Below are 22952 nucleotides of genomic sequence, written 5' to 3'. Positions count from 1 at the left end.
TTTGATTCCTCCTACACCGTCGCGTGCTTCTTATTCTGGCGGTGGGAGATGAGGTCGTCGACCACGGCGGGGTCCGCCAGCGTCGAGGTGTCGCCGAGATTGCCGAACTCGTCCTCGGCGATCTTGCGCAGGATGCGGCGCATGATCTTGCCGGAGCGGGTCTTGGGCAGGCCGGGGGCGAACTGGAGGAGGTCCGGCGAGGCGATGGGGCCGATTTCCTGGCGCACCCAGATCACCAGTTCCTTGCGCAATTCCTCGGTCGGCTCGATGCCGGACATGAGCGTCACATAGGCATAGATGCCCTGTCCCTTGATGGTGTGGGGATAGCCGACCACGGCGGCCTCGGACACCTTGGGGTGGGCGACGAGCGCGCTCTCGACCTCGGCCGTGCCCATGCGGTGGCCGGAGACGTTGATCACGTCGTCGACGCGGCCGGTGATCCAGTAATAGCCGTCGGCGTCGCGGCGGCAGCCGTCGCCGGTGAAATACTTGCCGGGATAGGTGGAGAAATAGGTCTGCATGAAGCGCTCATGGTCGCCATAGACCGTCCGCATCTGCCCCGGCCACGAATCGGCGATCACCAGATTGCCCTCGGCGGGGCCGTCGAGCGGCTTGCCCTCGGCGTCCACCACTTCCGGGATGATGCCGAAGAAGGGGCGGGTGGCCGAGCCGGGCTTGAGCGCCGTGGCGCCGGGCAGCGGCGAGATGAGGATGCCGCCGGTCTCCGTCTGCCACCAGGTGTCGACGATGGGGCAGCGCTCGTCGCCGATCACCCGGTGATACCATTCCCAGGCTTCCGGGTTGATCGGCTCGCCCACCGAGCCGAGCAGGCGCAGCGAGGCGCGGCTGGTCTTCTTCACCGGGGCGTCGCCGCCCTGCATCAGGGCGCGGATGGCGGTGGGGGCGGTGTAGAAGATGTTGACCTTGTGCTTGTCGATCACCTCCCAGAAGCGGGAATTGGTGGGGTAGTTGGGCACGCCCTCGAACATCAGCGTGGTGGCGCCATTGGCGAGCGGGCCATAGACGATGTAGCTGTGGCCCGTGACCCAGCCGACATCGGCGGTGCACCAGTAGATGTCGCCCTCATGGTAGTCGAACACGTATTGGTGGGTCATCGCGGCATAGACGAGATAGCCGCCCGTGGTGTGCAGCACGCCCTTGGGCAGGCCGGTCGAGCCCGAGGTGTAGAGGATGAACAGCGGGTGCTCGGCGTTCACATGGGCGGCGGGGCAATGGCGGGTCACCAGCTCGGCGGCCTCGTGATACCAGACGTCGCGGCCGGGCTCCATGTTGACCGTGCCCCCGGTGCGACGGACCACCACGACGTGATCGACCTCGATGTCGGTGAGCTTGGCGATGGCGGCGTCGACATTGGCCTTCAGCGGAACCTTGCGGCCGCCGCGCAGGCCCTCATCGGCGGTGATGACGACCTTTGAGCTGCAGTCGCTGATCCGGCTGGCCAGGCTGTCCGGTGAGAAGCCGCCGAAAACCACCGAATGAACGGCGCCGAGCCGCGCGCAGGCGAGCATCGCAAAGGCCGCCTCGGGGATCATCGGCATGTAGATGGTGACGCGGTCGCCCTTCTCGACATTACGATTGCGCAGCACATTGGCGAAGCGGCAGACCTCGTCATGCAGCTCCTGATAGGTGATGTGACGCTGCTCGGACGGGTCGTCGCCTTCCCAGATGATGGCGACCTGGTCGGCACGGGTCGGCAGATGCCGGTCGATGCAGTTCCAGGCAACGTTGGTCACGCCGTCCTCGAACCATTTGATCGAGACGTTGCCGGGTGCGAACGAGGTGTTCTTGACCACGCTATAGGGCTCGAACCACTCGATCCGCTTGCCCTCATCTGCCCAGAAGGCTTCCGGGTCGCGCAGCGAGGCCTCGTATTTCGCCTGATAGGCGCGATCATCGAGGAAAGCACGCTTGGCCCATTCCGCGGGCACATCGTAAATCTTGTCGGTCATGGCGTCTCCCTCCAAGGCTCGGGCGGCGGCCTCTCTGGGGCCGCCTCGCTCCTGTTTCTCATGAAATTATGGGCGGCGCCTTGACGCGCGACAAGCGCGGGTGCGCCGAACTTTGGTCGGGTGCGGCCTTGCCGCACGGTCCGAGGGCTCGGTCGGCCCGCGCTCAGGCCCCGGCCCCGATCTGCCGCATCAGCGCCGGCACGTCCATCAGGATACGGGTGTCCCTGATGCGGCCGTCCTCGATGCGGTCGATCACCATGCCCCAGACCGATACCGTGCTGCCGGAAGCCGGCATGCCGAAGAATTCGCCGCCATGGGTGGCGGTCCATGTGAAGCGCGTCAGCACCTTGTCGGCTTCGGCGATCTGCTCCTCGACGGTCCAATGCATGTCCGGAAAGGCGGAGAACAGGCCCCGCAAGACATCCTTCAGCCCCGCCAGACCCGGTCCCTGGCCGGGAAACGGCACCTGCTCCATCATGTCCTCGGCCATGTAGTCGCCGGCGACGTCGGGGTCGTGACCGTTGATCGCCCGCTCGATGAAGTCGCGGACCAACTGCTTGTTATCCTCGGTCATATCCGTTCCTGTCATGGCTCGTGGCCTGATATCGGGGAAGGCGCGGCACCGCCCGTGCGTTCGGGGCGCGGGCGCCAGACGCTGGTGGCCTTGATCTCCGCATCCTCCAACTCGCGCGGGACCGGGACGGCGTAGTCTGCCACCTTTTCCAGCCTCTCGCGCGGCAGGTAGGAGCGGCCGGGATCGCCGATCCACACCCGCGCGCCCTCGTTGGAGAGCGCCTCCAGCCAGGCGAAGACCTTGGCCGCGAGGTCGCGCTCATAGGCGATGTCGCCGGCGAGCACCACGTCCCAGCCGCCGGTCGTGCCGATCACGTCCGTGGTCCGCACCGTGATGGCATCGGTCTCGTTCAGGGCAGCGTTCAGCGCGATGGCGGCGTGGGCGAAAGGGTCGATGTCGGCGCAGTCGACATAGGCCGCTCCCGCCTTTGCCGCGGCGATGCCGACCAGCCCCGAGCCGGCGGCGAAATCCAGCACGCGCCGGCCGCGCACCGTCTCGGGATGATCGAGGATGTAGCGGGCGAGGGCCTGGCCGCCGGCCCAGGCGAAGGCCCAGAAGGGCGGCGGCAGGCCGATTTCGCCCAGTTCCTCCTCGGTGCGCTGCCAGATCGGCAGGGATTCCTCGGCGAGGTGGAGGGTGATTTCCGGCACCAGCGGCGGGGCGAGGCGGCGCGTCTCGGCGCGGATGAAGGCGGCGGGATCGGCGACGGCGCGCGGCGTCACCGCGTGCCGCCCGCCATCTCCAGCACGATGTCCCATTCGGTATCGGTGACGGGCTGCACCGACAGGCGGGAGAATTTCATCAGCGCCATCTCGGCGAGGCGCGGCTCGGTCTTGACGGCGGCCAGCGACACCGGGTTCTTCAGCGGCTCCACAGCCTTCACATCGACCATGACGAACTTGCCCGAGGGGTCGGAAGGGTCGGGATAGGCCTCGCGGATCACCTCGACGATGCCGACGATCTCCTTGCCCTCGTTGGAATGGTAGAAGAACCCCCGGTCGCCGAGCTTCATCGCGAGAAGCTGCTGCTTGGCGAGGTGGTTGCGCACGCCGTCCCAGTGCGTGCCCTTGGCACCCGCCGCGACCTGGTTCTCCCAGGACCATTTGAACGGTTCGGACTTGTAGAGCCAGTGCGCCATCTCACGCTTCCGCTTTCTGGGGGCGGGCCAGCAGCGACCCGATCGCCTGTTCGATATCGCTGCGCCCGGCGAGCACGTCTTCCACCGCGCGGGCGATGGGCATGTCGACGCCGCGCGCCTGCGCCATCGCCACCAGCACGCTGGCGGTGAGCGCGCCTTCCGCCAGCTTGCCGGGCGGGTGCAGGCCCTCGTCCTGCCCGAGGCCGAGGCCGAGCGCGTAATTGCGCGACTGCGCGGTGGAGCAGGTGAGGATGAGGTCGCCGAGGCCCGACAGGCCGGTCAGCGTCTCGGCGCGGGCGCCATACGCCTTGCCGAACCGCATCAGCTCGGCAAAGCCGCGCGCCACCAGCGCGGCCCCGGCGCTGGCGCCCAGCTTGCGGCCGCCGACGATGCCGGCCGCGATGGCGAGCACGTTCTTGGCCGCGCCGCCAATCTCGACGCCGCGCACATCGGCGCTGTGGTAGAGCCGGAACGAGGAGGAGCCGAGCGCGGCGGCCAGCGCCTCGGCAATGCCGGGATCGCGCGAGGCGAGGGTGACGGCGGTGGGCAGGCCGGCCGCGACATCGGCCGCGAAGCTGGGGCCGGAGAGGATGGCGGGGACCGCCTGCGGGCAGGCCTCGCCGAGCACCTGCGTCATGAACAGCGAGGTGCCGCGCTCGATGCCCTTGGCGCAGGTGACGACCGGGGTTCCGGGGGCCAGATGCGGGGCGAGTTCGGCGGCCACGCTGCGGCTCGCCTGCGCCGGAACGACGAGAAGAATGGCATCCATGCCCGCCAGAGCCGCGAGATCGGCGGTCGGGCGCACCGTATCCGCGAGAACGACGCCCGGCAGATGGGCCGGGTTGGTGCGGCTGCGCGCCATCGCTGCCACGAGGTCGCGGTCGCGGCCCCAGAGCACCACCTCGCGGCCGGCGCGGGCGCTGGCATTGGCGAGCGCGGTGCCCCAGGCGCCGGCGCCGACCACACCGATGGAGGCGTAGCGTGCGGCCATCAGCCGCCGGCCCCGGCCGGGCCAAAGGACGGTACCGGAAGAACGGGAGCCGCCGCGTCGACTGCTGCCACCACGTCGGTCGCAACCGCCGGGGCCGTCGCATCCGCACCCGCTGCGTTGCCAGAGGCCGGGAGGGTAGCCGCGTCCACCTCGGCCAGCGGCCAGCGGGCGCGGGGGGAGACGTTGAGCCCGTCCTGGAGGCCGCGGGCCAGCCGCTCGGCGCCCGCCCAGGCGATCATCGCGCCATTGTCGGTGCACAGTTCCGGCGGGGGCACGGCGAGGCGGGTGCCGCCATCGGCCGCCACCTTGTGCAGCACCCGGCGTACCGCCTGGTTGGCGCCGACGCCGCCGGCCAGCACCAGCGCCGAGGGCTTGAGCCCCCGCTGGCGCATCAGCCGAAGGGCGCAGCGCACACGGTCGGACAGGACGTCGACAATGGCCGCCTGGAAGGAGGCGCACAGGTCGTTCACGTCCTGCTCGCTCAGCGGGGCGATCTTCAAAGCCTCGATCCGCACGGCGGTCTTGAGGCCGGAGAGCGAGAAATCGGGCACCGGCTTGCCGTGCAGCGGGCGCGGCAGGGCGAAGCGGCCGGGGTCGCCCTTCAGCGCCGCGCGCTCTACCGCCGGGCCGCCGGGATAGGGCAGGCCGAGCATCTTGGCGGTCTTGTCGAAGGCCTCGCCGACGGCATCGTCGATGGTGCCGCCGAGCTTGGCATACTCGCCGATGCCGGTAACGGCGACCAGCTGGGTGTGGCCGCCCGACACCAGAAGCAGCAGGAAGGGGAAGGGCACCTTGTCGGTGAGGCGCGCGGTGAGGGCGTGCGCTTCCAGATGGTTGACGGCGATCAGCGGTTTCTTCGCTGCCAGCGCCAGCGCCTTGGCGGTGGTGAGGCCGACGATGACCCCGCCGATCAGCCCCGGCCCGGCAGCGGCGGCGATGCCATCGACCTCGGCGAGGGTGAGCCCGGCGGCGCGCAGGGCGCGCGCGATCAGATGGTCGAGAACCTCGACATGGGCGCGGGCGGCGATCTCCGGCACCACGCCGCCAAATTCGGCGTGGTCCTCGGTCTGGGAATGGACGATGTTGGACAGGATCGTGCCGGTGCCGTCGGCACGCCGGCGCACCACCGCGGCGGCGGTTTCATCGCAGGTGGTCTCGATCCCGAGCAGGAGAAGATCGCGCATTGACTTTACGGGGTTGGACAGTGAACTGAGCCGGCACCGAACCGCTTGTGGCCCGACCGTATCATCCGGCTCTGCAATGATACGGTCCTATCGGCCCACAAAATATTGATATTGTGGCCAAAAACCCGACATCTGAGTTTCAGCCGCCGGATTTTACCCACTAGCACCGCAGGACCGCATGACGCAATCGCTTCCCAAACTCCGGCTCGGCACGCGCGGCAGCCCGCTGGCGCTCTGGCAGGCGCATGCGGTGCGCGACGCGCTGCTCAAGGCCCATCGCTGGCCGGACGAGGCCGTGGAGGTGCAGGTGATCCGCACCACCGGCGACGCGATCACCGACCGCGCGCTCTCCGAGGCCGGTGGCAAGGGGCTGTTCACCAAGGAGCTTGAGGAAGCGCTGCTCGACCGGCGCATCGACCTCGCGGTGCATTCGGCCAAGGACATGCCGACCCGCCTGCCGGACGGGCTGCATCTGGTCGGCTATCTCCCGCGCGCGGATGTGCGCGACGCGCTGATCCTGCGCGAAGGCGTGGCGCTGCGCGACCTGAAGCCGGGGGCAAAGGTGGGCACCGCCTCGCTGCGGCGCGAGGCCCAGCTGCGGCGACTGCGGCCGGACCTCCATGTCTCGCTGCTGCGCGGCAATGTGCACACCCGCCTCGCCAAGGTGGAGAGCGGCGAGTTCGACGGCACGCTGCTCGCCTATGCCGGGCTGAGCCGCCTCGGCCTCGCCGACAAAGTGAGCTCGGTGCTGGAGACGGCCGATTTCCTTCCCGCCGTCGGGCAGGGGGCGGTGGCGATCGAGACGCGCTTCGGCGACATCGCCGTGGACGCGCTGGTGGTGCCGGTGGCGTGCCCGGCCACCGGGCTGGCATTGCGGGTGGAGCGGGCCTATCTCGGCCAGCTCGACGGTTCCTGCCGCACGCCGATCGGCGGGCTGGCGCAGCTGGAAGGCGACGAGATCCGCTTTCGCGGCGCCGTGCTCTCGCCCGACGGGGCGCGCTATTACGAGATCGTGCGCTATGGGCCGCGCAATCGCGCGCTGGAACTCGGCATCGCCGCCGGCCAGGAGATGCGCGCTCTGGTGCCGCCCGAACTCCTTCCGCACTGAGGGGCGCGACATGCGGGTGCTGGTGACGCGGCCACAGCCCGACGCGCAGGCCACTGCCGCACGGCTCGCCGCTGCCGGGCATGGCGCGCTCGTCGATCCCATGCTCGCGGTGGAGGCGGTGGAAGCCCGCCTGCCGCCGGGGGCCTTCGATGCGGTGGCGCTGACCAGTGTCAACGGCGCCCGCCTGCTGGCGGCCCGCCCGGAACTGCCGGCGCTGGCCGCGCTGCCGCTCTACGCGGTCGGCCGGCGGACGGCGGCGGCGGCGCCGGCGGCGTTCGGCGCGGTGCATGTCGCCGGGGGCGATGGCGCGGCGCTGGCCGAACTGCTGCGCGCCAGACTGCCGCGCGGGGCGCGGCTGCTCTATGTCGCCGGCGAGGAGCGGGCGGTGGACCTCGGCGCCGTGCTGGCGGGGGACGGCATTTCCACCGAACTTTTCGTGATCTACCGCACCGTCCCGGCCAAGGCACTGGCGGGCACGACGGCGGAGGCGGCGAGGGCGGGGCGGATCGACGCGGCCTTCCACTTTTCGCCGCGCACCGCCGCCACCCTTGCCGACCGGGCGGAGGCCGCCGGCGTGGCGACGTATTTCCGCCATGTCGAGCATCTGTGCTTCTCTGCCAATGTGGCGAAGCCGCTGGCGGCCGCCGGCTGGCCGACCCGGATCGCCGCCGCGCCGACGGAAGAGGGGTTGTTCGCGCTTCTCGGCGGGTAGGCCATTGCGGTCTCCGGGAGGTTGCGGCGCAGGAACAGGCGGTCTATCCCGGAACAAGGGCCGGCCCGGCGCTTTATCAACGTAGAGGTAAGGACGTGGCGACAGACGATCCGAAAAAGGCTGCTGAGGACAAGGTTGAGGCCGGGGGCAAGCCCACGCGCCGCAAGCCGCCGACGCTCGACCTTTCCGCTCGGGAAGTGACGCCCGTTTCCGACGAGGCGAAGACAGGCGAGCCGGCAGGGCCAGCCCCCGGTCCAGAGGCTTCCACGCCCGAGCCCACCAAAGCGGATACATCCCCGGACATGCCCCCAGAGACACTCAAGCCCGATGCCGCCGTTGTGGCCGATGACGTGCCGGTGCTCGACGCCGGGGGCGAGGGCGGCAGCGCGAAGGGCGAGGCGGACGAGGTGCCCCAGCCGGTGCATCCCGTTCCCCCGCCCGCCGAACCGCGCCCGAAGCGCCAGCTCGGCATTTTCGGCACGCTCGTCGTCGCGCTGATCTCCGGCCTGATCGGCGGCGCCTTCGCGCTGGGCGTGGTGTCGACCTTCTACGGCGCCGAGGAGAATGTCGACGCCATCACCGAGCTTGAAGCGCGGGCGCTGGACCTGCGCCAGCGGGTGGAACTGCTGGAGGCCCGCGCCGGCGAGGCGACGGCTGCCGGCCTCGCCGCACCCGCCGAGCTGGCGACCCGGCTCGACGCGCTGGAAAGCGGGCTGAATGCGCTCGGCTCCAGCGTCGATGCCCTTCCGGCCTCCGCCCCGTCCGAGACGACGCCGGCGGCGTCGCCCGAGGATGTCGCGGCGGTGAAAGGCCAGGTCGAGGCGCTGGAGCAGCGGGTGAGTGCGATTCCGGCCCCCATGCCCACCGCTTCGCCCGAGGCGCTCGCCGCCGCCACGGCCCGCCTCGGCGCGCTGGAAAGCAAGGTCGCCGCCACCACCGACGCCCAGCGCGCCAGCGGTGAAGGCGCGGCGCAACTCGTGGTGCTCGGCCGGTTGCGCGAGGCCATCGTCGCCGGTCGCCCCTTCGCCACCGAACTGAAGGCGGCGCAGGCGCTGCTGGCGGACGAGGCAACGCCGCTGGCCACGCTGGAGCCCACTGCTGCCACCGGCTTCGCCACCGACGCCGGGCTGGCCGCGCAGTTGCGCGCCGCCACCGCACCCGCCCCGACGACGGAGCCGGCCTCCGGCACGGGCGCGGATGAAGGGATCGTCGCCGCCTTGCTGCAGGGAGCGCAGAAGCTCGTCACCGTCCGTCGCACCGACGAGGCGGCGGCGACGCCTGACCTTGCCAGGGCTGAGGCGGCGCTGGCGAAGGGCGATGTCGAGGCCGCGCGCGCGGCTATCGCCACCCTGCCCGAGACGCAGCGTGCCGCCGCGCAGCCGGTCCTCGCCACGTTCGATGCCCGGCAGGCCGCGCTTGCCACCCTCGCCGAGCTTGACCGTCGCGTGCTTGCATCTGTTGCGGGAGGAAGCCAGTGATCCGGCTTGTCGTCTATCTCCTCGTCCTCGCCCTTGTGGCCTTCGGCATCGCCTGGCTGGCAGACCGGCCGGGCGCGGTGGTGATCGACTGGCAGGGCTGGCAGGTCGAGACCAGCATCCTGGTCGCGGCCAGCGCCCTGCTGGCGCTGCTGGCGGCGGTGATCCTGCTGTGGACGCTGCTGCGCCTGATCGTGCGCTCGCCCGATACCATCGCCCATTCCTGGCGCAACCGGCGCCGCAATCGCGGCTGGTCGGCGGTGACGCGCGGCCTTGTCGCGGTGGGCTCGGGTGACGCGGTGGGCGCGCGCAGGGCGGCCAACGACGCCCAGCGCCTGCTCGGCGAGGAGCCGTTGAGCAAGCTGCTGGCGGCGCAGGCGGCCCAGCTTTCCGGCGATGCCGCCGGCGCCGAAGCGGTGTTCCGCTCGATGACCGAAACCCCCGGCACGCGCCTTCTCGGCCTGCGCGGCCTGCATGTGGAGGCGCGCCGGCGCGGCGACCAGAGCGCGGCCCTGCAGGCGGCGGAGGAAGCGGCGCGGCACGAGCCCGGCCTTGCCTGGGCGGCTGACGCGGTGATCGAGGCGCGCTGCCTCAATGGTGATTTCGCCGGGGCCCTGGCCATGCTGGAGCGCGAGGCGGCGCATGGCGCGCTGGACCGGGCGACCCATCGTCGCCGGCGCGCGGTGCTGCTGGCGGCGCAGGCACAGGCGCTTGAACTCTCCGACCCCGCTGGCGCACGCGACAAGGCGCAGGAAGCCGCGCGCCTCGCCCCGACGCTGGTTCCGGCGGCCGATATTGCCGGACGCCTGCTCGGCGCCGCCGGCGATGTGCGCAAGGCGGCCAAGATCATCGAGGCGGCTTATGCCGCCACCCCCCACCCCGATCTCGCCGATGCCTATCTCCATCTGCGGCCGGGCGATGCCTCGCGCGAGCGGCTGAAGCGCGTGCGCACGCTCACCGCCCACCAGCCGGCGCATCCGGAAAGCGCCATGGCGCTGGCGCGCGCCGCGCTCGATGCGCAGGATTTCGACGTCGCCCGCACGGCGCTGGCGCCGCTGATGGTGTCGCCGACGCAGCGCGCCTGCCTGTTGATGGCCGAGCTGGAAGCGGGCGAGCATGGCGATGTCGGCAAGGCCCGCGAATGGACCGCCCGCGCCGTGCGCGCCCAGCGCGACCCCGCCTGGGTAGCCGATGGCGTGGTGGCCGAGGCCTGGGGGCCGATCTCCCCGGTCAGCGGGCGGCTCGACGCCTTTGAATGGAAACTGCCGCCGGGCCTCGCCACGACGCCGATGCTGGAGAACGAGGCGGAGCGGGTGAAGCTGGCGATCGCGGCCGCCATCGAGAGCCGTCCGCCCGCAGCGGAGGGCCCGGTGGTCGATCTGGGGCCTGCGGGCGCCTCGCCGACCCTGGCGCCGGCAAGTCCGGTGCAGTCAACGCCGGTGTCGGCCAATCCGATGCTGGAGCCGGAAGAGAAGGCGAAACCGGAGAAGGTGGTGGCGAAGGCCTCGCCTCAGCCGGCCATGGCAACCCCCGTGGTGGCGATGCCGCATTTGCCGGACGACCCCGGCCCCGGCGCGCCCTTCGCCGACGAGCCCGGCGCGGTGCCGCGCGGACCCTATATGTGAGGCGCCTTGCCGAGGACGGGCGATGGCCGGCTGGGCGGTGCGCCTCGCCGGCCTCTTCCGGCCGATGAAGAGCACAAAAAAAGCGCGCCGGAGCGGCGCGCTGATTTCCCCTAAAGGTGCCCGGTCAGAAGCCGGCCGCTCGTCAAGCGGCCGGAGGGTGCAAGTGCAGTCGGAGTACATCCGTCCTGACCGCGCTTCATCCGGCGAGACACTGACGAGGTGTCAACATGCCGGAAGCCCTGTTCTGACTGGGTTGTCACCTATGTGGGATGCCACGCCGGCTTTGCAAGGGGTGTCTCGGCGAGAGGCATCTCGTGCGGTCTTCGCCCGTTGCCCGTTTCCGCTCTCAGGCCCTCATGCCCGGCCGGGCCGAGCGCGGCCCTGACGATCGCGGGGCGGCACGGCCGCGCTTCGGCCAATGCCGTCGCTGCCACGCCGCTTCGGCTCAATGTACCCGGCGGGTGGACAGCGGCTTGAGTGCGGCAGGCCCGGGCGCGGCAGACCCGGGCGCGGCAGGCTTGGCCGCCTTGGCTGCGGGCGCAAAGGCCGCCGCGCTGCGGCCCTTCTGCTCCTTCGCGCCGCCGCGCGGGCTCTGCTCGCCGAACAGTTCCGCGAGCTTGTCGGTCATGGCGCCGCCCAGCTCCTCGGCGTCGACGATGGTGACGGCGCGCTTGTAGTAGCGCGTCACGTCATGGCCGATGCCGATGGCGATCAGCTCGACCGGGGACTTGTCCTCGATCTGCTGGATCATCCAGCGCAGATGCCGCTCCAGATAATTGCCGGGATTCACCGAGAGGGTGGAATCGTCGACCGGCGCGCCGTCGGAGATCATCATCAGGATCCGGCGGGATTCAGTGCGTGCCAGCAGGCGATTATGCGCCCATTCCAGCGCCTCGCCGTCGATGTTCTCCTTGAGCAGCCCCTCGCGCATCATCAGGCCGAGATTGCGGCGGGCGCGGCGCCAGGGGGCGTCGGCGGATTTGTAGATGATATGCCGCAAATCGTTCAAACGGCCGGGCGCGCCCGGCTTGCCGGCCGAGAGCCAGGATTCGCGCGCCTGCCCGCCCTTCCACGCCTTGGTGGTGAAGCCGAGGATCTCGACCTTCACGCCGCAGCGCTCCAGCGTGCGCGCCAGGATGTCGGCACAGGCGGCGGCGACCGTGATCGGGCGCCCGCGCATCGAGCCGGAATTGTCGAGCAGCAGGGTGACGACGGTGTCGCGGAAATCGGTGTCGCGCTCGCGCTTGAAGGACAGCGGCTGCATCGGGTCGAGGATGATGCGGTGCAGGCGCGCCGGGTCGAGCATGCCCTCTTCCAGGTCGAACTCCCAGCCACGGCTCTGCTGCGCCATCAGCTTGCGCTGCAGCCGGTTGGCAAGACGCGCGACGATGCCGGACAGATGCACCAGCTGCTTGTCGAGATGGGCGCGCAGCCGCGCCAGTTCGTCGGCGTCGCACAGTTCGTCGGCGTTCACCGTCTCGTCGAAGCGCGGGGTGAAGGGATGATATTCCGGCGCGCGCGGCTCGGCCGGCACCGCGTTTTCGGGCTTCCAGGGCTCGGAGGCGTCGTCGGATTCGCCCAGCTCCGCGTCGTCGGAAAGCTCGGAATTGGGCTGGTCCTGCTGCTCCTCGGATTCTTCCGGGTTCTGGTCGGAGGACAGTTCGGTGTCGACCTCGGTCTGGCCGTCGGCGTTGTCCTCTTCCTCGCTGTCGCTGCCCTTGCCGTTGTCGTCGTCGCGGCTGTCGTCGGCCTCGGTGGAGGGGTCGTTGTTCTCGTCGAAGGGGGCGATATCCTCGCCCATGCCGAGCGAGGAAAGCAGGTCGCGCATCGCTTCGGCAAAGCGGGCCTGGTTGTCGGCGGCGCCGGAGAGCTCGTCGAGCGCGCTGGCGCCGTGCTCCTCGATGAAGCCGCGCCAGAGGTTGACCATCTCGCGGGCGGCGGCGGGCGGGGCCATGCCGGTCATGCGCTCGCGCAGGATGAGCGAGAGCGCATGCTCCAGCGGCGCGTCGGAGCGGTCGGACAGATTGGCGAAATTGGCCTTCTGGTAGCGGTCTTCCAGCATCGCCGAGAGGTTCAGCGCGACGCCGTCCATGCGCAGGGCGCCGAGCGATTCGCAGCGTGTCTGCTCGGCGGCTTCAAAAGCGGCGCGGGCCTCCTGGCCCATCGGCACGAGACGCTGATGCACCTTGGGATCGTGGCAGGCCATGCGCAGGGCCATGGAATCGGCGTGGCCGCGCATGATGGCGGCGTCCTGCTTCGACATGCGGCGCGCCGGCTCGGGCAGGCGGGCGCGCCCGTCGGCATAGCCAGGCTTTTCCGAGCCGAAGGTGACGTCGATCTCGCGATTGCCCGCAATGGCGCGCAGGCAGCCGGTGACGGCGCGCTTGAGCGGCTCGGTCGGGGCTTCCTTGGGCGGGGTGCGGCTGATGCGGTTCGACGTGGACATGGCAAGCCTTGGAGGTTGGCGGCCCTCTCCCGATGGAGAAGGCGGGACCGGCGGCCGGCCGGTCCCGGGGAGGCCGTCAGGACATGACGACGTTGATGGCCGATTCGGTCAGTTCCTTGCCGAAGCAGCGCTGGTAGAACTCGGCCACCAGCGGGCGCTCCAGCTCGTCGCACTTGTTGAGGAAGGTGACGCGGAACGAGAAGGCCAGCTCCTGGAAGATCTCGGCGTTCTCGGCCCAGGTGATGACGGTGCGCGGGCTCATCACGGTGGACAGGTCGCCATTGATGAAGGCCTGCCGGGTGAGATCGGCCAGCCGCACCATGCGGGCGGCGGTGTCGCGCCCTTCCGGGGTCTGCAGGTTCTTGGCCTTGGAGACGATGATATCGACCTCCTTGTCATGGGCCAGATAGTTCAGCGTGGTGACGATGGACCAGCGGTCCATCTGCGCCTGATTGATCTGCTGGGTGCCGTGATAGAGGCCGGTGGTGTCGCCGAGGCCGATGGTGTTGGCGGTCGAGAACAGGCGGAAGGCGCCGTGCGGGCGGATGACGCGGTTCTGGTCCAGCAGGGTCAGGCGCCCGGCGGATTCGAGCACGCGCTGGATCACGAACATCACGTCCGGGCGGCCGGCGTCGTACTCGTCGAACACCAGCGCGACGTTGTTCTGGTAGGCCCAGGGCAGGATGCCGTCGCGGAATTCCGTGACCTGAAGGCCGTCGCGCACCACGATGGCGTCCTTGCCGATCAGGTCGATGCGGCTGATGTGGCTGTCGAGATTGATCCGCACGCAGGGCCAGTTGAGCCGGGCGGCGACCTGCTCGATATGGCTCGACTTGCCGGTGCCGTGATAGCCCGTGACCATCACCCGGCGGTTATGGGCGAAGCCGGCGAGGATGGCGAGGGTGGTCGGCCGGTCGAACAGGTAATCGGGATCGATTTCCGGCACATGGGCGTCCGGTTCGGCGTAGGCCGGCACATCCAGATCGACATCGAGGCCGAATACCTGACGAACAGAGACCTTCATGTCCGGCAGCGCGGGCGCTTGCGTGAGCGGGGCGGTCATTCTTCCTCCGTTGCCGCGCGTGGTCGCGCGGGCTGGTCTGGCACGCGCACTTCCTAGCAGAAGCCCGCGTTCTTGAGATGATTATAGGACTGGATCACGTCGCGCAGACGGTCCTCGGTTGAAATGTCGCCGCCATTGGCGTCGGGGTGATATTTCTTCACCAGCACCTTGAACCGGGCCTTGATCTCCTCGGGCGTGGCGGAAATCTCCACGCCGAGGGATTCGAAGGCGCGGCGCTCGGCATTGCGGATCATCCGGCTTTCGCGCGGGGGCTCCGGCTCCGGGCGGGCACGTCCGCCCACTTCGCCGAACATGCCGAACGGATCGGCGATGTTCTCCGTCGCGTGGCGCTTGGCGTGCTCGGCGGCGCGGGCCGCCCCGCCCTTCGAGCCCATCTTCCAGGTCGGGCGATGGCCGGTGGCGGCGTCCTTCTGGTAGGCGGCCACGGCGTCGTCGGCCATGCCGTTGAAATAATTATAGGACTGGTTGTAGGCGCGAGCATGCTCGAAGCAGAAGCGCCAGAACTGCCCCTCCATCTGCCGGCCCTTCGGCGCGCGATGAGTCGCAGGGTTGCAGCAGCCCTCCCACTCGCAAGCGGGGCCTTCCGCCTTCAGGCGGCGATCGCGATTGGGCTTCACGCGGATGCGATCGAAGAGGGGGGAGTCGAGCTTCATGGTCTGACGATTATGCTGTTGCTGGAGCAGGTATACAAGAAACCGCTGGTTCGTCACCGCCCCGCAGGATCATTGCGGAGCCTGAGCCGATCGGATTGCGGTGTGCAGGATCGGTGATTCCCTCACCTGACCGGGCGGGGGAGAAGGGAGTATCCGATCCGATTACGGTTCTATCGGGTCGGCGGAGGCCATGGCGGGATGTTGGCCCGGGAGGCCGGCCCGGGATGTTGACGCGGCTAGGGGGTGGGCGTACCGCATCGCTCATGAGCACGCAAATCCCAAGCCCGCCCATGCCCTCCGACGACGCCGTAGCGCAGGCGCTGGCCCGCGTGCGCGCGGCGCTGGCCGAACTGTCGCCGAGCGTCCTGGAACTTGAAGATGAAAGTCATCGGCATGAAGGCCATGGCGGGCATCGTCCCGGTCAGCTCACGCATCTTCGCGTGCGAATTGTCGCGCAGGCGTTCCTCGGCCAGAGCCGGCTGGCGCGCCATCGCCTGGTGAACGGCCTGCTGGCGGAAGAAATCGCGCGCGGCCTGCACGCCCTCTCCATCGAGGCGAAGGCGCCCGGCGAGTAGCCGGACGCCCCGTTCGTTTGCTTGTGCCCTATATGGGTGGCACGGCGCGAAAATCCATCTGCCGAAATCCACCTGCCGGAATCCACCTGCCAAATCTGTCCGCCGAATTCTATCTGCCGATCTGCAGGACCCTGCGGCCGGAGCCGTCCAGGAAGGCGATCTGGCCCTCGCGGAAGTCCCAGGAACGCACGGCGCGCAGCGCCGAGGCGACCTGTTGCTCATAGACCTGCTGCGCATTGTTGCAGGCGCGGCGGGTCGACATGACGGGCGCGAAGGTCACGTTGCGCCCGCGCAGTTCCATCCGTGTGCCAAGGCTGTTGCATCCGGCGGTGAAGGACACTCCCAGGTTCGGGCCGACGGTGAGGCTGGCGCGCGATTCGCGTGGGGCCGGAACGCCCCGGCCGTCGGCGCCGGCGATCCAGATCCGGTTCCACTGGCCCTGCCAATTGACGGCGGGCGCCTCGGGGCGCGGAGGCGGGGCGCGGTCCGGCACGGTGATGAAGCGGAATTCGGCATGGGTGCCGCGCCGGTCCGACGAGGCGGCGAGTTCGCCGTTTCGCTCGACCGTCACGTATTTTCCGTTCTGCACCGAGCGCAGCGACACGGAATTGCCGTGCGCGTCCATCTCGAAGGTTTCCCACCCGCGAATGTGCGGGCTGCCCGTGCCGAGCAGGGTGCGCGGGCCGATGCCGGCGCGCACATAGGTGCCATCCTTGGCGCGCAGGGCGATGCGCCGGCCTTCGAGCCGCACCACATCGAAGCGGGCGGCGTCGCGCGTATTGCCGGCGGCGACCAGCATGCCCGACCGCACGGTCACATTGGCATTGGTCGACGCCCACTGGATGACGATATCGGCCGCCAGGGCCGGGACGCTCAGAAGGCCGGTTACGAAAGACACGGCCAGAAATTTCCTTACGACTGAAATAATCATGATGCTCCCCAATGTCCTGCTCGACACGGGTAGGATAATGGCGCTCGCGGCTGAACTGGCGATGAAATCGAGGTTTAGCCGCCGTTCATCTTGATACCGCCGCGCCGGGCGCCGACAGGCCGGGCCGGGGCGTTCGAGAGGCGCCTGAGATGGCCGCCTTCCCCTGCGGCCGGGGGGGTGCCGCCGGCCCCCGATGCCGCCCGCCGATGCCCGTCAGGGCGACTCGCGCCGGGCGGAATTGACGTAGCGTCGCCTTGTTGCCTTTGTGCTCATTGTTTCCATATTCAAAGTGTACCGTCGGACCGGATGGCCTGATTTCCCTGCGTGTACGTTCATCATTCGCCGGGGTAGCCGTTCGTTACGTTGAAAAATGTGGGAGGGTATTGATGTCTCTGACCAACCGGGCCGAGAGAAGCCTGATAAACCACGAAGAATACGAGATTGTCCGGCTGACGCATCATCCCGAGATCTACGATGTGACCAGCGACGATCTCCACGCCACCCGCAAGCGCCTGCGCGACCTGCAGCAGAAGGCGCGCACCTTGGCGTGGGAGAAGCGGCGCATCTCGCGCGGCAAGGCCGAGCCGCGTGGCGGCAGCTTTCCCGGGACCCAGGAACGTCCGAGCCAGCGCAAGCAGGTGTTCGCCGCCGCGGTAAAGCGGCTCAGCAAGGAAATCGAGCGTCGGGCGCGGCTTGAGGCACGTGCGCCGCAGGTCGAACTGGCCGAGAAGGCCCTGGCGATGCGCCGGGAGAACTTCACGGCGCCGACCGCCCCCGACACCGCGAATGAGGGCATGCAGGTTATTGCCAGCCGGCGCCGGCGTACCTCGGTTCATCCCGGAAAGGTGGGGCGCGTTTCCCAGCGCACCAAGGCCGCACAGGCCCGCCGCGACGCGAAAGGCTAGGTCTGACGGGTGGCGGCACTCCCGGGCGCCGCCACCGTCGTCCGCCGCAGCGGCGAGACGCGCAGGAGGGTGATGCGGTTGCGCTGCTTGCGCATCACCTGGAAGCGGAAGCCGTGGAACATGAAGGCCTGTCCCGGCTCGGGGATGATGCGGGCCTCGTGGATGACGAGGCCGGCAATGGTGGTCGCCTCCTCGTCCGGCAGATGCCAGCCCATGGCGCGGTTGAGGTCGCGGATCGCCACCGTGCCCTCGACACTGACCGAGCCGTCGGGGTTGCGGCGGGCGCCGGTGAAGGCCTTGTCGTGCTCGTCGGATATGTCGCCGACGATCTCCTCCAGAATGTCCTCCAGCGTCACGAGACCCATCACCTCGCCATACTCGTCGACGACGAGGGCGAAATGCTGCTTGCGCCGCCGGAAGGCCTTGAGCTGGTCGGGCAGGGAGGTCACGTCCGGCACGAACCAGGGCGCCCGGGCGATTTTCTCGACGTCGAGCTTCGAGGTGTCGTTGCCGACCGCGATCAACTCGCGCAGCAGGTCCTTGGCATGCAGCACGCCGACGATGTTATCCGGCCGTTCGCGCCACAGCGGCAGGCGGGTGTGCGGGGAGGCGAGCACCTCGTTGACGATCCTCTCGGGCGGCTCGTCGGCGTTCAGACTGGCCATCTTGGTGCGGTGGACCATGATGTCGGAGACGGCCAGCTCGCCGAGGTCGAGCAGCCCGCCGAGCATGTCGCGCTCGTCCTTCACCACGCTGCCCTCGCGGTGCAGCAGGTCGACCGTGCCGCGCAGTTCCTCCGAGGCGGAGAGCACATTGGTGGTCGCGCCGAGCGGCACGCCCATGGCACGCAGGATCGTGCGCACCAGCGCCTCGATCGCCAGCGTCAGCGGCCCGAACAGGCCGACGATGAAACGGATCGGCCCGGCCACCAGCAGCGAGACGCGGTCGGGGTGGTTGATGGCGATGGTCTTGGGCAGGACTTCGGAGAAGATGACGACGACGATCGTCATGCCCACCGTCGCATAGGCGATGCCGGCGGTGCCAAACCAGGCCAGCAGCAGCCCTGTCGTGAGCGAGGACGCGGCGATATTGACGAGGTTGTTACCGAGCAGGATGCCGCCGATGAGGCGCTCGCGCTGCCCCATCATCCGGTTCACCAGCGCGGCACGGGTATCGCCATTCTTTTCAAGCGTGTGCATCCGCGCTTTGGAGGAGGCCGTCAGTGCCGTCTCGCTGCCCGAGAAGAAAAAGGACAGCAGGAGGCAGATGACGACGGCGCCGAGGGCAATCCAGTCATAAGAGGTCATGGGGCCTTCTTAGCCGGGCCGGCGTTCCACCTCAAGGAAGGCACGCACCTGCGAGGGGTCGACGTCGCGGGCGATGTAGCTCTGGCCGATGCCGCGGGCGAGGATGAAGGTGAGCGCGCCGCGCGAGACCTTCTTGTCTTGGCCGATCAGGTTCATCAGCCCGTCCGTGTCCGGCAGCTCGCCCGGGATGTCGGCGATGCGGGTGGGCAGGCCGACGCTGCGCAGATGCGCTTCCACCCGCGCCGCATCGCCTTGCGCGCACAGGCCCTGCGCGGCGGAGAAGCGGAAGGCCTGCGCCATGCCGATGGCCACCGCCTCGCCATGCAGCAGGCGCTGCGAGAAGCCCGCGCCCGCTTCCAGCGCGTGGCCGAAGGTGTGGCCGAGATTGAGCAAGGCGCGATCGCCCGTCTCCTTCTCGTCGCGGCTGACCACCGCGGCCTTGGAGGCGCAGCTGGTGGCGATGGCCTCGATGCGCTCGGGGCCGCCGCCGAACACGGCCTGCCATTTGCGCTCCAGCCAGGCGAAGAAGGGTGCGTTGTCGATCAGCCCGTATTTGGCGACTTCGGCATAGCCGGAGCGGAACTCGCGCAGCGGCAGCGTGTCCAGCGCGCCGGTGTCGGCGAGCACCAGGATGGGCTGGTGGAAGGCACCGACGAGGTTCTTGCCGTGGCGCGAATTGATGCCGGTCTTGCCGCCGACGGACGAATCGACTTGCGCCAGCAGGCTGGTCGGGGCCTGGACGAAATCGACGCCGCGCCGCAGCGCCGCCGCGGCGAAGCCCGCGAGATCGCCGACCACGCCGCCACCGAGCGCGAGGACGAGGTCGCCCCGCTCGATCCGCGCGGCGAGCAGCGCGTCCACCACGTCCTCGAAGACGGCGAAACACTTGGATTTCTCGCCGGGTGCGACATGCACCGGGGTGGGGGACAGGCCGGCCTCGCGCAGCGATGTCTCCACCGTGCCGAGATGGCGGTCGGCGACATTGTGGTCGGTGACGATGCCGACGCGGGCGCCCGGCCGCAGGGCGGCGATGCGCGCCCCCGCCTCGGCGAGCAGGCCCGGGCCGATGACGATGTCATAGGAGCGCTCGCCAAGCCCGACGCGCAGCTGCGTGCGGTCGGCGGCGGAAGGGGCGGCAGCCGCAGATGCGGCGGGCGTGTTCATGTCTCGTCTCCCGAAGCCGGCGCGGCGAGATGGCCCGTGAGCGCCTCGATTACGGTGTCGACCATCACGTCCTGCGGCACGTCATGCGACACCACGGTGACGTCCGCCAGCGCGTAGACCGGATAGCGCTGGTCGATCAGCCGCGCCAGCGTCGCCTCGGGGTCGTTCTTCAGCAGCGGCCGGTCGTCGCGCCGGCGCACGCGGCGCAGCAGCACGTCGAGTTCGGCCTTGAGCCACACGCATATGCCGCGGGCGGCGATGGCGGCACGCGTTTCCTCGCTCATATAGGCGCCGCCGCCGGTGGCGAGCACCATTGGCCCGGCCTCCAGCAGGCGGGCGATCACTTTTTTCTCGCCGTCGCGGAAGGCGGGCTCGCCATGCAGGGCGAAGATCTCGGGGATCGTCATTCCCGCCGCCTGCTCGATCTCGGTGTCGGCGTCGGCGAAGGGCAAAGCGAGGCGGCGGGCGAGGCGCTTGCCGACGGATGACTTGCCGGCGCCCATCATGCCGACGAGCACGATGGAGCGCGCGCCCTGAAGCTCGCGCAGGCGCGTCGCCTTCTCGTCCTGTTCGGGTTCCGCCGTCATGGCACCATGCTCGCTCAAACCAAGCGCGGACTAGCATTGGCGCAAGGGTGACGCAATGCGAGGGGGGCGCAAAGAGAAACGGCCGCGCGTGACGGTGGCGGTGTAACGCTCCGTTCAGATAGAGATGGCAGGGTGAAACCGAAATCGCCCGTGTCGCGCGCGTTTCCGACGGCCCCCTAAGGCCGTAGGATCGGCGCCACCCACCATCGAATCGCGCAAGGCCCTGCCTCCCCATGCCGAGCCTCATCCGTCTTCTCGTCATCCTCGGCATTCTCGGCGGCATCGGCTATGGCACGCTGTGGGCCTTCGCCAATCTGGTGAAGCCGCAGATGCGCGAGATGAGCGTCGTGGTGCCGCCGGATCGGTTCGCCAAATGAGCGCGCCGGCGCTGTCGCCCGGGCTGGCGCAGCTGTTTCTCGACATGATGGCGGCCGAGCGCGGGGCCGGGGCGAACACGCTGGGCGCCTATCAGCGCGACCTTGAGGACTATGAAGGGTTTCTGGCGACGCAGGGCACGGATGCCGCGTGCGCGGCAACCCGCGACCTGCGGGCCTGGCTGGCGGCGCTCTCCGTGCGCGGCCTTGCCAGCGCCAGCGTGGCGCGAAAGCTCTCGGCGGTGCGCCAGTTCCACCGCTTTCTCTACGCCGAGGGCCATCGCGGCGACGACCCCGCCGCCGTGCTGGAAGGGCCGCGCCGCAGCCGGCCTCTGCCCAAGGTGCTGACGCTGGAAGAGGTGAGCCGCCTCATCGCCACCGCCCATGCGCGGGCCGGCGAAGCGGTGTCGAGCTTTGCCGACGGCGCGCGGCGGGCGCGCACCGCCTGTTTCATCGAGCTGCTCTACGCCACCGGGCTGCGCGTTTCCGAGCTGGCGGCGCTGCCCGCCTCGGCGGCGACCATGAAGGGAGATGCGCTCATCGTGCGCGGCAAGGGCAACAAGGAGCGCCTCGTGCCGCTGGGCGAGCCGGCCAAGGCGGCCATGGGGCTCTATCGCGCCGCGCTGGACAGGGCGGCGGCCGGGAAGGCGGCGAAGAGCCAGGGCAAGGTACCGCAGGAGCGCACGCGCTGGCTGTTCCCCTCCGGTGCCGCCACTGGCCACATTACCCGGCAGCAGGTGGCGCTGGACCTGAAGGACCTCGCTCTGGCGGCGGGGATCGACCCGGCACGACTCTCGCCGCATGTGCTGCGCCACGCTTTCGCCAGCCATCTTCTGGCGCATGGGGCGGAGCTGCGCATCGTGCAGACGCTGCTCGGCCATGCCGACATCTCGACCACGCAAATTTATACCCATGTGCTGGACGAGCGGCTGAAAAGTCTGGTGCGCGATCTGCATCCGCTGGGCGACGGCAGCGGCGATTAAGCGCATTTGCGGCCTTGCCTTGACGTCGCCACCCTCTCGGGGCAGCTTCCGCGCAACTTCGCGGGTCGCCTCTCCGGGCAGCCCCCCTTATCTTGTCAGCCGGTTCAGTCATTTCCAATGCGCAGCTACCTCGATTTTGAGAAGCCCGTGGCCGAGCTTGAGGCCAAGCTGGAAGAATTGCGCGCCATGGCGGCGCAGGGCGACGCGGTCGCCATTGGCGATGACATCGTCCGGCTGGAGGGCAAGGCGCGCGACGCTTTGCTCCAGCTTTACGCGAATCTCTCCCCCTCGCAGAAGACGCAGGTGGCGCGCCACCCGCTGCGCCCGCACTTCTCCGACTATGCCGCGCACCTGTTCGAGGAATTCGACCCGCTGGCCGGCGATCGCAAGTTCGGCGACGACTACGCCATTCTCGGCGGCCTCGCGCGCTTTCGCGGGCGCGCCGTCTGCCTGATCGGGCAGGAAAAGGGCTCCAGCACCGAGACCCGGATCAAGCACAATTTCGGCATGGCCCGGCCGGAGGGCTACCGCAAGGCGGTGCGGCTGATGGAACTGGCTGACCGTTTCTCGCTGCCGGTGATCACGCTGGTGGATACCGCCGGCGCCTTCCCCGGCCTCGACGCCGAGGAGCGCGGGCAGGCCGAGGCGATCGCCCGCTCCACCGATGCGTGCCTCTCGCTCGGCGTTCCCAATGTTGCCGTCATCATCGGCGAGGGTGGCTCGGGCGGCGCGATTGCCATCGCCACGGCCAATCGGGTGCTCATGCTGGAGCATTCGATCTACAGCGTCATCTCGCCGGAAGGCGCGGCCTCCATTCTCTGGCGGGACACCGCCAAGGCGCAGGAAGCGGCGATGAACATGAAGATCACGGCGCAGGACCTGCTCCGCTTCCATGTCATCGATTCGATCATCTCCGAACCCGCCGGCGGCGCCCATCGCGGGCCCGAGGCGGCGATGCAGGCGGCGGGCGATGCCATCGAGGCGGCGCTTGGCGAGCTGGACGGAATGGACCCGGCAGCGCTGCGCAAGGCGCGCCGCGAGAAGTTCCTCGCCATCGGCCGGACCCTCTAGAGCGCGGCCGCGCGCTCGGGGGCGATCCCGGCGGGGCGGGGCAGACGACGGTGGTAGCCGGGGACGGGATTGCGCGCCCCGTCGGCTCGGTATAA

Annotated in this window: 22 protein-coding genes; 9 read left to right on the top strand and 13 right to left on the bottom strand. The window is 69.5% G+C overall.

The window, feature by feature from the left end:
• Positions 1-11: 11 nt before the first annotated feature.
• The 6 genes from acs to tsaD form a co-directional block, all read right to left on the bottom strand.
• Complete coding sequence (gene acs / locus EV667_RS18695; protein WP_131836884.1) at positions 12-1970, bottom strand: acetate--CoA ligase; 1959 nt, start codon at positions 1968-1970, stop codon at positions 12-14.
• Between the two features lie 163 nt (positions 1971-2133).
• Positions 2134-2544 carry an ester cyclase gene (locus EV667_RS18690; RefSeq protein ID WP_165901655.1) on the bottom strand — a complete coding sequence of 137 codons (411 nt, stop codon included), beginning with the start codon at positions 2542-2544 and terminating at the stop codon, positions 2134-2136.
• Positions 2545-2555: 11 nt separating this feature from the next.
• The gene (locus EV667_RS18685) at positions 2556-3302 is read right to left on the bottom strand and encodes a class I SAM-dependent methyltransferase (protein WP_207907809.1); all 747 of its coding nucleotides are present in this window, start codon (positions 3300-3302) and stop codon (positions 2556-2558) included.
• Positions 3263-3682: an EVE domain-containing protein gene (locus EV667_RS18680; RefSeq protein ID WP_131836882.1), complete on the bottom strand. Its 420-nt coding sequence runs from the start codon at positions 3680-3682 to the stop codon at positions 3263-3265. Before EV667_RS18680 ends, EV667_RS18685 begins: the two co-directional genes overlap by 40 nt.
• Position 3683: 1 nt before the next feature.
• Positions 3684-4673, bottom strand: a complete 990-nt coding sequence (locus EV667_RS18675) for an NAD(P)H-dependent glycerol-3-phosphate dehydrogenase (protein WP_131836881.1) — start codon at positions 4671-4673, stop codon at positions 3684-3686.
• The gene (gene tsaD, locus EV667_RS18670; protein ID WP_131836880.1) at positions 4673-5857 is read right to left on the bottom strand and encodes a tRNA (adenosine(37)-N6)-threonylcarbamoyltransferase complex transferase subunit TsaD; all 1185 of its coding nucleotides are present in this window, start codon (positions 5855-5857) and stop codon (positions 4673-4675) included. Before tsaD ends, EV667_RS18675 begins: the two co-directional genes overlap by 1 nt.
• 178 nt (positions 5858-6035) lie before the next feature.
• Between tsaD and hemC the strand changes: the two genes are divergently transcribed.
• From hemC to EV667_RS18650, 4 genes are all read left to right on the top strand, one after another.
• Positions 6036-6965: a hydroxymethylbilane synthase gene (gene hemC / locus EV667_RS18665; protein ID WP_131836879.1), complete on the top strand. Its 930-nt coding sequence runs from the start codon at positions 6036-6038 to the stop codon at positions 6963-6965.
• A 10-nt stretch (positions 6966-6975) separates the two neighbouring features.
• Positions 6976-7677 carry a uroporphyrinogen-III synthase gene (locus EV667_RS18660; protein WP_131836878.1) on the top strand — a complete coding sequence of 234 codons (702 nt, stop codon included), beginning with the start codon at positions 6976-6978 and terminating at the stop codon, positions 7675-7677.
• A 302-nt stretch (positions 7678-7979) separates the two neighbouring features.
• Positions 7980-9155, top strand: a complete 1176-nt coding sequence (locus EV667_RS18655) for a COG4223 family protein (RefSeq protein WP_245516263.1) — start codon at positions 7980-7982, stop codon at positions 9153-9155.
• Entirely contained in the window at positions 9152-10777 is a 1626-nt protein-coding gene (locus EV667_RS18650) for a heme biosynthesis protein HemY (RefSeq protein WP_131836876.1), read from the top strand. The genes EV667_RS18655 and EV667_RS18650 overlap by 4 nt, the downstream gene beginning before the upstream one ends.
• A gap of 445 nt (positions 10778-11222) precedes the next feature.
• Here the strand turns inward: EV667_RS18650 and cobT are convergent, their stop codons facing one another.
• The 3 genes from cobT to EV667_RS18635 form a co-directional block, all read right to left on the bottom strand.
• The gene (gene cobT / locus EV667_RS18645) at positions 11223-13223 is read right to left on the bottom strand and encodes a cobaltochelatase subunit CobT (protein ID WP_131836875.1); all 2001 of its coding nucleotides are present in this window, start codon (positions 13221-13223) and stop codon (positions 11223-11225) included.
• Positions 13224-13299: 76 nt separating this feature from the next.
• A complete protein-coding gene (gene cobS, locus EV667_RS18640; protein WP_131836874.1) occupies positions 13300-14286 on the bottom strand; it encodes a cobaltochelatase subunit CobS in 987 nt (328 codons plus the stop codon).
• Between the two features lie 53 nt (positions 14287-14339).
• A complete protein-coding gene (locus tag EV667_RS18635; protein WP_131836873.1) occupies positions 14340-14960 on the bottom strand; it encodes a J domain-containing protein in 621 nt (206 codons plus the stop codon).
• A gap of 290 nt (positions 14961-15250) precedes the next feature.
• Here EV667_RS18635 and EV667_RS18630 point away from each other — a divergent pair, with 290 nt between their 5' ends.
• Positions 15251-15535, top strand: coding sequence for a BolA family protein (locus tag EV667_RS18630; protein WP_131836872.1), 285 nt, complete (start codon positions 15251-15253; stop codon positions 15533-15535).
• Positions 15536-15644: 109 nt separating this feature from the next.
• Here the strand turns inward: EV667_RS18630 and EV667_RS18625 are convergent, their stop codons facing one another.
• Positions 15645-16433, bottom strand: coding sequence for an META domain-containing protein (locus tag EV667_RS18625; protein ID WP_165901654.1), 789 nt, complete (start codon positions 16431-16433; stop codon positions 15645-15647).
• Positions 16434-16852: 419 nt separating this feature from the next.
• Between EV667_RS18625 and EV667_RS18620 the strand changes: the two genes are divergently transcribed.
• Positions 16853-17371, top strand: coding sequence for a hypothetical protein (locus tag EV667_RS18620; protein ID WP_131836870.1), 519 nt, complete (start codon positions 16853-16855; stop codon positions 17369-17371).
• Here the strand turns inward: EV667_RS18620 and EV667_RS18615 are convergent.
• Genes EV667_RS18615 through EV667_RS18605 form a run of 3 tightly spaced genes read right to left on the bottom strand, consistent with a single transcriptional unit; the run spans position 17368 to position 20429 of the window.
• Positions 17368-18678 carry an HlyC/CorC family transporter gene (locus EV667_RS18615; protein ID WP_131836869.1) on the bottom strand — a complete coding sequence of 437 codons (1311 nt, stop codon included), beginning with the start codon at positions 18676-18678 and terminating at the stop codon, positions 17368-17370. The genes EV667_RS18620 and EV667_RS18615 overlap by 4 nt on opposite strands.
• Before the next feature lie 9 nt (positions 18679-18687).
• The gene (gene aroB, locus EV667_RS18610; RefSeq protein ID WP_131836868.1) at positions 18688-19842 is read right to left on the bottom strand and encodes a 3-dehydroquinate synthase; all 1155 of its coding nucleotides are present in this window, start codon (positions 19840-19842) and stop codon (positions 18688-18690) included.
• Positions 19839-20429 carry a shikimate kinase gene (locus tag EV667_RS18605; protein WP_131836867.1) on the bottom strand — a complete coding sequence of 197 codons (591 nt, stop codon included), beginning with the start codon at positions 20427-20429 and terminating at the stop codon, positions 19839-19841. The genes aroB and EV667_RS18605 overlap by 4 nt, the downstream gene beginning before the upstream one ends.
• A gap of 233 nt (positions 20430-20662) precedes the next feature.
• Here EV667_RS18605 and EV667_RS22635 point away from each other — a divergent pair, with 233 nt between their 5' ends.
• The 3 genes from EV667_RS22635 to EV667_RS18595 all read left to right on the top strand — a co-directional run bounded on the left by EV667_RS22635 (position 20663) and on the right by EV667_RS18595 (position 22857).
• Positions 20663-20806, top strand: a complete 144-nt coding sequence (locus tag EV667_RS22635) for a hypothetical protein (RefSeq protein ID WP_165901653.1) — start codon at positions 20663-20665, stop codon at positions 20804-20806.
• Positions 20803-21786 carry a site-specific tyrosine recombinase XerD gene (locus EV667_RS18600; RefSeq protein ID WP_131836866.1) on the top strand — a complete coding sequence of 328 codons (984 nt, stop codon included), beginning with the start codon at positions 20803-20805 and terminating at the stop codon, positions 21784-21786. The genes EV667_RS22635 and EV667_RS18600 overlap by 4 nt, the downstream gene beginning before the upstream one ends.
• 117 nt (positions 21787-21903) lie before the next feature.
• A complete protein-coding gene (locus EV667_RS18595) occupies positions 21904-22857 on the top strand; it encodes an acetyl-CoA carboxylase carboxyltransferase subunit alpha (protein ID WP_131836865.1) in 954 nt (317 codons plus the stop codon).
• Positions 22858-22952: the final 95 nt, after the last annotated feature.

The organism is Ancylobacter aquaticus, assembly GCF_004339465.1.
Classification (GTDB): domain Bacteria; phylum Pseudomonadota; class Alphaproteobacteria; order Rhizobiales; family Xanthobacteraceae; genus Ancylobacter; species Ancylobacter aquaticus.
Note: the sequence above shows the minus strand (reverse complement) of the source record. Positions and strands in the feature narration are given on the sequence as shown.